Source organism: Actinomycetospora sp. C-140 (genome assembly GCF_054796175.1).
Genome location: NZ_JBTWNF010000007.1, coordinates 24168 through 36374, shown reverse-complemented (window position 1 = coordinate 36374; position 12207 = coordinate 24168). Strand labels below are relative to the sequence as shown.

Sequence of the window (12207 nt, the reverse complement as noted above, 5' to 3'; positions counted from 1 at the left end):
GGCGATCAGGCGCCCAGCTCGGCCAGGAACCGCGGTACGCGGCCCGTGCCGAACTCGAACCAGCGCGCCCACCGCGGGACCACCGTGATGCGGACCATCTGCCGGTAGAGCGCCCGCACCGCCTCCTCGAACCCCGCGTACTCGTCGCCGGTCATGCCCTTCGCCGCCGCGGCGAGGTACTCGGGCGCGACGCCCTCGACGGTCTCGAGGGTCGCCGTGCCGCGTACCGAGACGCTGCGGGCCGTGGCGGGCGTGTCGCCGGCGTCGATCACCAGCGCCACCTCGGGCCGCCGCGCCAGCGCCGTGACCTTCGGCGAGGTCGGGACCGTGCAGACGACGATCGCGGTGCCGGTCCACAGGAAACCGATCGGGATCACGCGCGGCAGCCCGTCGGGCCCGTCGTAGGCGAGGCGTGCCAGCTGACCGGTCTCCAGCAGCTCCCGGGCCCCCGGCTGCGCCAGCTCGGTCGCGACGTCCTGCTCGTCCATGATCGTTCCCTTCTCCGTGCTGCTCCGTCGTCCCCGGGGACGGAGCCGGCGCCGCGTTCTCGACACGACCGGCACGTCGGGCGGGCGGTCCGCGAAGATCAGCAGCGCCGCAGGCACTTCCGGCGGCCCGCGCAGGTGCGTGGCGCGCTCCTGATCTCCCGACGCTCAGCCCGGTGCCTCGAGGTCCCGCCCGATCCGCCGGGCCGTGGCCGTCAGCAGGCCGGCCCACTCGGTGAGGCGGCGGCGTTCGTAGCGCGCGGTGGGCATCGAGATCGAGATGGCGCCCGCCGAGCCGCCGGGCACCGCCGCGCCGACGGCGGTCACTCCGGTCTCGGTCTGCTGGTCGTTGAGCGCGAAGCCCTGACGCCGGATGCGGCGCAGGTCGCGGAGGAGCGCCTCGACGTCGTCGACGGGGGAGTCCGGGCCGGCGTAGAGCGCGCGGACGTCGTCCTCGTCGCGGGCGGCCAGGGCGGCACGCCCGCCCGAGGCCAGGTGGGCGGGCAGGATGCGCCCGCCGCGGTCGCCGACGCGCAGCACCTGGCCGCACTCCACCGAGGCCACGAACCGCGCCTGGTCGCCGACCACGAGCAGGAGGTTCGTGGTCTCGTCGACCCGCTCGGTCAGCTCCTCGAGGTGGGGCAGGGCGGCGCGGCGCAGGTCGGCGGCCGGTTCGGGCAGGGCCTGGCGGCGCAGTACCGGGCCCGCCACGTAGCGGCGCTCCTCGTCCTGCTCGGCGAAGTCGCGGTAGACGAGCATCGCCAGCAGCCGGTGTGCCGTCGAGCGCGCGACACCGAGCCGTTCGGCGGCGTCGCGCAGCCGCAACGGGCCCTCCTGCTGCAGCAGCGTCGCCAGGTGCAGCGCGTGATCCACCGACTGGATCCCGTAGGAGGGCATGTTCTTCACAGCAGAAGGCTAACGTCCCGCGCTGCGGAATCTCTCTAGTCTGCCGTCATGGCCCAGTTCTACGTCGACGGCTACCGCGTCGGCGACCCGTTCGTCGCCGAGCCGCACCCCGCGGTGGCCGAGCGCCCGGACGGCCTGCCGGAGAGCGCGGACGTGCTGATCGTCGGCTGCGGGCCCGCGGGCCTGGTGCTCGCCGCGCAGCTCGCGCAGTTCCCCGAGCTGCGCACCGTGGTCGTCGACCGGCACGAGGGTCCCCTGCAGGTCGGGCAGGCCGACGGGGTCGCGTGCCGGACCGTCGAGATCTTCGAGGCGTTCGGTCTCGCCGACCGGGTGGTGGCCGAGGGGTACCGGGTGAACGAGGTCGCGTTCTGGCGCCCCGACCCCGCGGACCCGTCGCGCATCGTGCGGACCGGGCGCGTGCAGGACGTCGAGGACGACCTGTCGGAGATGCCGCACGTCATCGTCAACCAGGCCCGGATGCTGGCCTACCTGCGCGAGCACATGGCGCGCTCGGCCGCGCGCCTGACGCCCCACTACGGGCTGGCGCTGACCGGTCTGACCGTCGGCGACGACGACGTCACCGTCACCCTCGCCCACCGGGCGGACGGCACCGAGACCGGCGAGACGTCGACGATCCGGGCGCGCTACGTCGTCGGGTGCGACGGGGCGCGCAGCGCGACCCGCGCGGCGATCGGGCGCCGTCTCGTCGGTGACGCCGCGGACGTCTCGTGGGGCGTCATGGACGTCCTCGCGGTCACCGACTTCCCCGACATCCGCCTGAAGTGCCCCATCCAGTCCGCGACCGAGGGCAGCCTGCTGATCATCCCGCGGGAGGGCGGCTACCTGGTCCGGCTCTACATCGAGCTCGACAACGAGCGCGACGCCGCGATGCTGCGCGACCGCAGCGTCACCCCGGAGAAGCTCGCCGCCGTCGCCAACCGGATCCTCCACCCGTACACGCTGGAGGTGCGCGACGTCGGGTGGTCGTCGTACTACGAGGTCGGCCAGCGGCTGTGCGCGCGGTTCGACGACACCCCCGACGACACCGAGGACGACGACGCCGAGCCCCGCGTCTTCATCGCCGGGGACGCCTGCCACACCCACAGCGCGAAGGCAGGCCAGGGCATGAACGTCTCGATGGCCGACGCGTGGAACCTGGGGTGGAAGCTCGCCGGCGTCCTGCGGGGCACGGCCCGCCCGGAGCTGCTGGGCACCTACTCGCGCGAGCGTCAGGCCGTCGCGCAGGAGCTGATCGACTTCGACCGCGAGTTCGCGGCGATGTTCTCCGGTCACGGGCACGCCGACGATGCCGAGCCCGACCCCGAGAAGTTCCAGCGCTACTTCCGCGACCAGGGCCGCTTCACCGCCGGCGTGGCCGTCCGCTACGCCCCGTCGATGATCACCGGCGATGCGACGTCCCAGCACCTCGCCACCGGCCTGGAGATCGGGACCCGCTTCCACTCCGCGCCGGTCGTGCGGCTCGCCGACGCCCGGCCACTGCACCTCGGGCACGTCGCCCGCGCCGACGGGGCCTGGCGGCTGTACCTGTTCGCCGACCGGACGCGGCGCCGCCTGGACGCCCTGTGCGACCACCTCGGACCGGTGCTCGCCCGCTTCACCCCGGCCGGCGCCGAGCCCGACGCCGTGGTCGACGTCCGCGCCGTGCTCCAGCAGCACCACCGCGAGGTCTCCGTCGCCGACCTGCCCGCCGCGCTCCTGCCGCGCAAGGGCCGCTTCGGTCTGGTCGACTACGAGAAGGTCTTCTGCCCCGACCCGGCGGCGCCCGACGTCTTCGACCTGCGCGGCATCGACCGCGACGCCGGGGCCGCCGTGCTCGTGCGTCCCGACCAGTACGTCGCGCACGTGCTGCCGCTCGACGGCCACGACGAGCTCGCCTGCTTCCTCGGGAACGTCCTGCGGGAGGCCCGCTAGCCGGTGCGGTGCGCGTCGCCCACGAGCGACCGCAGGTAGGTGAAGGCGTCGCGCACGGCCCCGTCGGTGTCGAGGGAGTACCAGCGGTTCCGCCCGTCGCGGCGCTCCCGCACGATGCCCGAGGTGCGCAGGATGCGCAGGTGGCTCGAGATCGTCGTGCGCCCGACCGTGCCCACGCGCTCGGTGATGCCGGTGACGGTGAGCTCGCCCTCCTCGCCCAGGGCGCTGAGGATGCGGCGCCGCACGCGGTCCGCCAGGGCGTCGAACGCGAGGTCCTCGTTCGGCTCCACGCCCGGACGATAGCACCAGTCGATGACTGTCGACATCTCGCCGTGCGACAGGGCTCTTGACGGTGTCGTCCATACCGTCTAAAAATCGACGCCATCGTCAAACGCGTGGCTCGGGTCACGCGCGGAACTCAGCGAGGAGCAGGCGCATGGCCTACGTGATCGGCGTGGACGTGGGCGGGACCTTCACCGACGCGGTGCTCGACGACGACTCCGGGTCCGTCATCGCCGCCAAGGCCCCGTCGACCCCTCCGGACTACTCGCGGGGCGTGCTCGACGTCCTGGAGCTGCTCGCCGAGCAGCTGGGGCGGTCGGTGGAGGAGATGCTCGCCGACACCCACCACGTCGCCCACGGCACCACGTCGAGCCTCAACGCGCTCGTGACGCGCCAGGTCCCCGACGTCGGGTTCCTCACTACCCGCGGCCACCGCGACTCGATCTTCATCATGAACGTCGAGGGCCGCTACCTCGGCCGGAGCCCGCACGAGCTGCAGCACGTCCTCGCCCAGGACAAGGACCACCACCTCCTGCCCAAGCGGCACGCCCTCGAGGTCACCGAACGCGTCGACCGCGACGGCGACGTCATCGTCGCCCTCGACGAGGACGAGGTCCGCCGCCAGGTGGAGGTGCTGCGGGCCGACGGCATCCGGGCCATCGCCGTCTCGCTGCTGTGGGCGTTCCGCAACCCCGTCCACGAGCGGCGGATCCGCGAGATCGTGCACGAGATCGACCCCGACATCTACGTCGCGCTCTCCAGCGAGGTCAGCCCCCGGATCCGCGAGTTCGCCCGCCACTCCACGACGATCATGAGCACGCAGGTCGGTCCGGGCCTGCGCGACTACCTCACCAACCTCGAGACCAGCCTCAAGGACCGCGGGCTCTCCGGCCCCCTGCTCGTCATGCAGTCCAACGGGGGCGCGGTGGCCGCCTCCGAGGCGCCGGCCCAGGCCATCTCGACCGTCGGGTCCGTCCTCACCGGCGGCGTCGTCGGATCGTCGCAGCTGGGCCGCCGGCTCGGCCACGAGAACATCATCTCCACCGACGTCGGCGGCACGACGTTCCTCGTCGGGCTCATCGTCGGCGGCGAGCCCGAGCGCGACACCACGACCGTCATCAACCACCACCCGATCAACGTCCCGACCCTCAAGGTGCACGCCATCGGCTCCGGCGGCGGCGCCATCGCGTGGGTCGACCCCGGTGGCAACCTGCGCATCGGCCCGCACAGCGCCCAGGCCGTGCCCGGCCCGGCGTGCTACGACCAGGGCGGCACCGAGCCGACCAACACCGACGCCAACCTCGTCCTCGGCATCCTCCCGGCGTCCGGGCTGCTCGGCGGCCGCAAGGCGCTCGACGTCGGACGAGCGCGCGAGGCGATCCGCACGAGGGTCGCCGAGCCGCTCGGGCTCTCCGTCGAGGACGCGGCCGCCGCCATCCACGCCGCCCAGAACGCCCAGACCGGCGACCTGCTGCGCAAGAGCGTCGTCGAGGCGGGCCACGACCCGCGCGACTTCGTGCTCTACGCCTTCGGCGGCTCCGGCCCGGCGTTCTGCGCCAAGTACGCGACCCACCTCGGCGTCTCCGAGGTCGTCGTGCCGCTCGGTCCCGTCGCCTCCGCGTTCTCCGCCTACGGCCTCGCCGCCTCCGACATCGCGCTCGCCGGAGAGCTCTCCGACCCCGCCCAGCTCCCGGTCGACCCGGTGCGCGCGGAGAAGAACTTCGCGCAGCTCGAGGACCAGGTCCGCCAGGGCCTCGACCGGCAGGGCCTGACGTTCGACCGCGTCGAGATCGTGCGCGAGGTCGACATGCGCTACGCCATGCAGCTCGCGGAGGTCACCGTCGGCGTCGGCGACGGCCCGCTGGACGAGAACGCGATGAACGACGCCGCGCAGCGGTTCGAGCAGAAGTACGCCGAGCTCTACGGCCAGGGCTCCGGGTTCAGCGCCGCCGGCATCCAGGCCATCACCTACCGCGTCCGCGGCCGCGGCGTCCTCCCGTTCAGCCCGGAGCTGCCGCCGCTGGAGAAGGCCGACGGCGCGCCGCCCGCCAGCAGCCGGCGTCCCGTCTATCTCGAGATCGGGCAGGGCTTCGTCGACACCCCGATCTACGACTACACCGCCCTGCGCGCCGGCCACGTCCTCACGGGCCCGGCGGTCATCGAGGTGCCGACCACCACCGTCGTCGTCCCCGACGGCCGCACCGGCACCGTCGACGACCTCGGCAACCTGCACATCACGCACACCCAGCAGACCGGAGCCTGAGAGATGACCATGGCCGTCCCCGGCTCCGAGAGGTTCTCGAGCCGCCCGATCGACCCCGCCACGCTGGCCGCCGGTCTCCCCGCGAGCCTGCCGGTCCACACCGTCACCCAGGAGCAGATCGACGCGGTCGACCCGCTGACCTACGAGGTCGTCCGCCACCGCCTCTGGTCGGTCACCGACGAGATGGGCGAGGCGCTCAAGCGCATGTCCGGCTCGCCGATCGTCACCGACGCGAACGACTTCGACTTCGCGGTCAGCGACGAGCTCGGCCAGGAGGTGCAGGTCGGGCTCTACAACACGATGCTCGTCGGCGCCGTCGACCTCGCCATCTACTGGACGCTGCAGCACCGCGCGACCAACCCCGGCATCGCCGAGGGCGACATGTTCCTCACCAACGACCCGTGGGTCGGCGGCGGGCTGCACCAGAACGACGCGATGGTCTACCAGCCCGTGTTCTGGGAGGGGGAGCTCTTCGGCTGGACCTCGGCGATCGCGCACCAGCCCGACCTCGGCGGCGTCGGCCTCGGGTCGTTCTCCCCGGCGGCGCAGGACGTCTTCTCCGAGTCGCTGCCCACCCCGCCGATCAAGGTCGTGCGCGACGGGCTGCTGCAGGACGACGTCGCCGATGTCTGGGTCCGCCGCTCGCGCGTGCCGATGATGATCGGGCTCGACCTGCGCGCGAAGGTCGGCGCCAACACCGTCGGCCGCGACCGCCTCCTCGCCGTCATCGAGCAGTACGGCGCCGACACGGTCAAGGCCGTCATGAAGCGGATGATGGCCGACGCCGAGTCGCGCCTGCGGGGCAAGCTCACGACGCTGCCCGACGGCACCTGGCGGGCCACCGGCTACCAGGACCAGTCGCACACCGGCGACCGCGAGCTCCACAAGATCACCGTCGCGATGACGAAGACCGACGACCACATCACCTTCGACTTCACCGGCACCGACCCGCAGTCCGGCGTCGTCAACTGCACCTACGCCGGCATGCGCGGCGGGGTGATGCTCGCGCTGCTGCCGATCCTCGCGGGCGACATCCCGTGGTCGGCCGGCGGCCTGATGCGCTGCTTCGACCTCGTGTCGGAGGAAGGCACGATCAACAACGCGAGCTTCCCGGCCGCCGTGGGCCGCGGGCCCATCGGCCCGGCCTGGCTGACCGGCAACCTCGTCGCCGAGTGCCTGTCCCAGATGCTCGACCAGGCACCGAACCTCGACGCGCACGTCCAGGCCACCTGCTGCGGGACGTGGGACACCGCCGTCATCGCCGGGCTCGACCAGCGCGGCGCGGTCCCCACCCCGTTCCTGTCGATCATCATGGACCCGATGGCGGGCGGCTACGGCGCCCAGCCGCAGGCCGACGGCATGGACACCGGCGGGCTGTTCTGCATCCCGCTCGGCCGCGTGCCCGACGTCGAGATGACCGAGTTCCTCTACCCGGTCCTCGCCCTGTGGCGCCGCGAGGAGCCGGACTCGGGCGGGCCCGGACGCCGGCGCGGTGGTGTCGGCGCGTCGCTCGCGATCACCCCGCACGGCACGAGCTTCCCGATCGGGCTCGTCCTCGCCTCCAACGGCAAGGCGGTGAGCCAGAACAACGGCCTCGCCGGCGGCTACCCCGGCAACACCGGGGTCGAGTGGATCGCCCGCGGCGGCGACGTGAACCAGCTCCTCGGGGCCGGCCGGATGCCGACCGAGCTGGCCGACGTCGGCGGCACCGCCGAGCTCCAGCCCTGCTACGGCGAGACGTACGTGGCGCCCGGCGAGGTGTTCACCATGTTCTGGCAGGGCGGCGGGGGCTACGGCGACCCGCTGGTGCGCGACCCCGCCGACGTCGCCCGCGACGTGCGCGAGGAGAAGGTCACCGCGTCCACGGCCGCGCAGGCCTACGGCGTCGTGGTCGACGCGTCGGGCACGGTCGACACCGCGGCGACCGAGGCCCGGCGCGCCGCGCTGCGGGACGGCCGTCGGGCGCGGTCGGAGAGCGACGGCGACCGGTCCACCGTCGACCTCACCGACAGCCGGCGCCTCGACGACAACCTGGTGGCGGTGGGCGACCAGGTCGCGTGCCGGCACTGCGCGACCGTGCTGAGTCATCGGTCCGGGGGGTCGGGCGCGGTCGGCGAGCTCGACCTCGTGCGCTACGAGGGCCCGGTGTCCGACGCGGGCCCCCAGGTCGTCGACGGCGCGGGAGAGTACGTCGACCGGGAGGTCCACTTCCGGCAGTACTGCTGCCCGGGATGCTTCACGGCGGTCTCGACCGCGGTGGTGCCGGTCGACCACGTCGACGACGTCACCCGCACGAGCCGCGTGCTCGCGGACGCCCGGCGGTAGGGCCCTCGATGCGACTGAACCGTGTCGCCGTGCTCGGCGGGGGACCCGGAGGTCTCTACGCCGCGCGGCTGCTGAAGCTCGCCCAGCCCGAGTGCGAGGTCGTGGTGCACGAGCAGGGCGTGCCCGACGAGACGTTCGGGTTCGGCGTCGGTCTCGCCGCGCGCACCCAGCGCCGGCTGGCCGAGGCCGACCCCGCCTCGCTCGACGACATCCTGGCCGCGTCCTGGTCCCACGACATGCGGATGCGCGTCGGGGGCCGCGAGGCCGGCATGAGCGTGGCGAGCCTCGTGGCGGTCGGGCGCGCCGAGCTCCTGCGGGTGCTCCAGCGCCACGCCGAGAGCGCCGGGGTGAAGCTCGAGTTCGGGGTGCGGCGCTCCGCCGACGAGCTGGACGCCGATCTGGTGATCGCGGCGGACGGGGTCGGGAGCGCGACGCGGACCGGGGCGAGCGCAGCGACGGGGTCCGGGCCCGCCGGCGACTTCGGCGCCGAGGTCGAGACCGGCTCCGGCTGGTACCTCTGGGCCGGCGTGGACGTCGCGCTGCCGCACGCGCTGTTCGCGCCGGAACCCACCGAGCACGGGGTGTTCGTGACGCACGCCTACCCCTACGCGCCCGACCGCAGCACGTTCCTCGTCGAGACCGACGAGGCGACGTGGCGGGCCGCCGGCTTCGACCGGACGACGGCGTCGCTGTCGCCCGACGAGTCCGACCAGGTGGCGCTCGACCACCTGTCCGACGTCTTCGCCGACCACCTCGGCGGCCACCGGCTGATCGGCAACCGGACGCGCTGGCTGCGGTTCCGGACGGTGCGGTGCGCGCGCTGGCACGCCGGCCGGGTGGCGCTGCTCGGCGACGCCGCGCACACCGCGCACTACTCGGTGGGCTCGGGCACGAAGCTCGCGATGGAGGACGCGATCGCGCTGGTCTCGGCGGTGGGCGACGCGAGCGAGCTGGAGGCGGCGCTGACCGCCTACGAGGAGGCCCGCCGGCCCGCCGTCACGCGCATCCAGGACATCGCGGAGCGCTCCCGCCGCTGGTGGGAGACGTTCCCGCAGCGCCTCGACCTGCCCGTCGAGCAGCTCCTCGTCGCCTACATGAGCCGCGCGGGCAACGTGCCCCTCGAGCGGTTCGCCGCCGGGACGCCAGGGGTCGTGACCTCCGCGCTGCAGCAGTGGGCGGGCGAGGAGCCGCCGGCCGACGTGACCGGGGGCGGCGGATCCCTCGTGGAGTGGGCGCTCGAGCGCGCGCTGCGCGCGTCCGCGCCGGGACAGGAGCCCGACCCGGCCGCGGCGGACGCCCCGGTCGGGCCCCGCGGGTTCGACGCGCGGATCGTCGCCGACGACCCGGACGCGCTCGGCGCGACCGTGCTCGACCTCGGGACCGACGACCGGCCGTCCGGGTCCGAACGGGCCGTCGAGGACGCCGTCCGCCGGGGGGCGGCCGTGATCGACACGGTGTGGCTCACCGGCGGCGACGACCGGTCCAGCGTCCTGACCCGCCTCGAGGTCGCCGAGCGGCTGCGCCGCGCCACACCGGCCCTCGTGGTCGTCGCCGGGCCGCACGCGCTGCGCGAGGACTTCGCCGACGGTCTGGTGGCCGACCGCACGCACCTGGTGGCCCTGCGATGACGGCGGGGACGAGCCCGGGGACGACGACGGCCGGTTTCCCCGCCGCGCTCGCCGACCGCTACCGGGCCGAGGGTCTCTGGGGCACGCGCACGCTCGCCGAGGAGCTCCACGCCGTCGCCCGCGCGCACCCCGACCGCGACGCCGTCGTCGCGGCCCAGGGCCGGCTGACCTACGCCGAGCTCGACGCGCGCACCGACCGGATCGCGGTCGGGCTCGCCGGTCTCGGGCTGCGACCGGGCGACCCGGTCATCGTGCAGGTCACCAACCGCCTCGAGACCGTCGTCGCCTGGTACGCGCTGCTCAAGGCCGGCCTGGTGCCGGTGGCGACCCTCGCCGCCCACCGCGGGCACGAGATCGCCCACATCAGCCGGGCGGTCGGCGCCCGCGCGCACCTGGTCGAGGCGGGCACCGCGGGCACCGACCTCGTCGCCTTCGCCCACGAGCAGGCCCGCGACCACCCGACGCTGCGCCACGTCCTCGTCCTCGGCGACCTGCCCACGGCCGGCGTCGAGGCGGACGAGGCACGGCGACGCGTCGAGGAGATCCAGCACGGGATCGACGCCGACGACGTCGCGGTCTTCCAGCTCTCCGGCGGCACCACCGGGGTGCCGAAGCTGATCCCGCGGTCCCACGCCGAGTACTGGTACAACGCCCGCGCCTACGCCGAGGTCCTGGGCTGGACCGCGGACGACCGGGTCGGCCACCTCATCCCGGTGATCCACAACGCCGGGGTCGTGTGCGGGGTGCACGGCCCCCACACCGTCGGCGCCTGCCTCGTGCTCACCGACCACGATCTCGAGACCGCGATGCCCCTGCTGGTGGCCGAACGCACCACGTCGGTGCTCTTCGGCCACGTCCACTACCGGGCGCCGGAGCACCCGCTCTACGACGAGCTCGCGGCGACGCTGCGCGTCGTCGTGCTCTCCGGGGCGAAGGTCTCGGAGGACCTGTTCGCCGCGGCCGGTCGGGGCGGGGCGTGGGTCGGCCAGCTGTTCGGCATGGCCGAGGGCATGTTCCTGGTGACCCCGAGGGGCAGCTCCGCCGCCCTGCGCCGCACCACGGTCGGGGTGCCGATCTCGCGGCGCGACGAGGTGCGCATCCTCGCGCCCGGCACCGAGGAGGAGGTCGCCGACGGCGAGGTCGGCGAGCTCTGCTGCCGCGGCCCGTACACGCTGCGCGGCTACCACGGGCAGGACCGGCCGGAGGCGTTCACCTCCGAGGGCGCCTACCGCACGGGCGACCTCGCGGCCGTCCGCCTGCTGGACGGGTACCGCGCGATCTCGATCGAGGGCCGCATCAAGGACCTCATCAACCGCGGCGGCGAGAAGATCAACGCCGAGGAGGTCGAGCTGCTGCTGCTCGCGCACCCGCACGTCGTCGAGGCGGCGCTCGTGGCGATGCCCGACCCGCGCCTCGGGGAGCGCGGCTGCGCGTACGTCGTCACCGACGGCGCCCCGGTCACGCTCGAGGACCTGCGGGCGCACCTGACCGCCCTCGACGTCGCCAAGTTCAAGTGGCCCGAACGCGTCGAGCTCCGGGAGGCGCTGCCGCGCACGAAGGTCGGGAAGCTCGACAAGAAGGCCATGGCCGCGGAGATCACCGGCAAGCTCGCCACCGAGGGAGTCACGTGACCCACCACCGCATCGGGATGATCGTCCCCAGCTCCAACGTCACGGTGGAGACCGAGATCCCGGCCCTGCTGGCGCGGCACGCGAGCGCCACGTTCTCGTTCCACGGCAGCCGCATGCGGATGCACACGGTCTCGCCCGAGGAGCTCGTCGCCATGAACGCGCAGCGCGGCCGGTGCGTGGACGAGCTCGCCGACGCCGGCGTCGACGCCCTGCTCTACGCCTGCCTCGTCGCCGTGATGGCGCAGGGGCCGGGGGAGCACCGCCGCGTCGAGGCGGAGGTGGCCGGGCAGCTCACCGGGCGCGGTCTGGACGCGGGGCTCGTGTCGAGCGCCGGCGCCCTCGTCGACGCGCTCGCGGCGGCGTCGCACGGCCGGGTCGCCCTCGTCATGCCCTACATGAAGCCGCTGGCGGCGCAGGTCGTGGCGTACCTGGAGGCCGAGGGCGTCGCGGTCGTCGACTGGGTGGCGCTCGAGGTCCCCGACAACGCCGACGTCGGCTGCATCCCGGGTGACCGCGTGGTCGAGGCCGCACGCACGCTCGACCTCGGGCGCGCGGACGCCCTGGTGATCTCCGCCTGCGTGCAGATGCCCTCGCTGCCCCTGGTGCCCGTGGTCGAGCGCGAGCTCGGCCTCCCGGTCCTCTCCGCCGCCACGGCGGGGGCGTTCTGCCTGCTCCGCGCCCTCGGGCTGCCCACCGAGATCCCCGACGCCGGGTCGCTGCTCGGCGCTCCCGCCACCGTGTCCTGACCCCCCAGG

The 12207-nt window shown here is 74.0% G+C and carries 9 protein-coding genes; 6 read left to right on the top strand and 3 right to left on the bottom strand.

Annotation, left to right across the window (positions count from 1 at the left end; all coding sequences use genetic code 11):
* Positions 1-5: 5 nt before the first annotated feature.
* Together ACR9E3_RS13420 and ACR9E3_RS13415 are read right to left on the bottom strand one after the other, a co-directional pair.
* Positions 6-488 carry a pyridoxamine 5'-phosphate oxidase family protein gene (locus ACR9E3_RS13420; RefSeq protein WP_460380776.1) on the bottom strand — a complete coding sequence of 161 codons (483 nt, stop codon included), beginning with the start codon at positions 486-488 and terminating at the stop codon, positions 6-8.
* A 165-nt stretch (positions 489-653) separates the two neighbouring features.
* Entirely contained in the window at positions 654-1382 is a 729-nt protein-coding gene (locus ACR9E3_RS13415; protein ID WP_460381007.1) for an IclR family transcriptional regulator, read from the bottom strand.
* 57 nt (positions 1383-1439) lie between these two features.
* On the opposite strand from ACR9E3_RS13415, the gene ACR9E3_RS13410 reads away from it, so the two are divergent.
* Positions 1440-3323, top strand: coding sequence for an FAD-dependent monooxygenase (locus ACR9E3_RS13410; protein WP_460380775.1), 1884 nt, complete (start codon positions 1440-1442; stop codon positions 3321-3323).
* Here the strand turns inward: ACR9E3_RS13410 and ACR9E3_RS13405 are convergent.
* Entirely contained in the window at positions 3320-3613 is a 294-nt protein-coding gene (locus tag ACR9E3_RS13405) for an ArsR/SmtB family transcription factor (protein ID WP_460380774.1), read from the bottom strand. The two genes, ACR9E3_RS13410 and ACR9E3_RS13405, sit on opposite strands and share 4 nt — an antisense overlap.
* A 146-nt stretch (positions 3614-3759) precedes the next feature.
* Between ACR9E3_RS13405 and ACR9E3_RS13400 the strand changes: the two genes are divergently transcribed.
* Genes ACR9E3_RS13400 through ACR9E3_RS13380 form a run of 5 tightly spaced genes read left to right on the top strand, consistent with a single transcriptional unit; the run spans position 3760 to position 12198 of the window.
* Positions 3760-5868, top strand: a complete 2109-nt coding sequence (locus ACR9E3_RS13400) for a hydantoinase/oxoprolinase family protein (protein WP_460380773.1) — start codon at positions 3760-3762, stop codon at positions 5866-5868.
* 3 nt (positions 5869-5871) lie between these two features.
* Positions 5872-8193, top strand: a complete 2322-nt coding sequence (locus tag ACR9E3_RS13395) for a hydantoinase B/oxoprolinase family protein (protein ID WP_460380772.1) — start codon at positions 5872-5874, stop codon at positions 8191-8193.
* A gap of 8 nt (positions 8194-8201) precedes the next feature.
* Complete coding sequence (locus ACR9E3_RS13390) at positions 8202-9821, top strand: FAD-dependent monooxygenase (protein ID WP_460380771.1); 1620 nt, start codon at positions 8202-8204, stop codon at positions 9819-9821.
* The gene (locus tag ACR9E3_RS13385) at positions 9818-11452 is read left to right on the top strand and encodes a (2,3-dihydroxybenzoyl)adenylate synthase (RefSeq protein WP_460380770.1); all 1635 of its coding nucleotides are present in this window, start codon (positions 9818-9820) and stop codon (positions 11450-11452) included. Before ACR9E3_RS13390 ends, ACR9E3_RS13385 begins: the two co-directional genes overlap by 4 nt.
* On the top strand, positions 11449-12198 hold the full coding sequence (locus tag ACR9E3_RS13380) for a maleate cis-trans isomerase family protein (protein WP_460380769.1): 750 nt from the start codon (positions 11449-11451) through the stop codon (positions 12196-12198). The genes ACR9E3_RS13385 and ACR9E3_RS13380 overlap by 4 nt, the downstream gene beginning before the upstream one ends.
* Positions 12199-12207 lie beyond the last annotated feature (9 nt).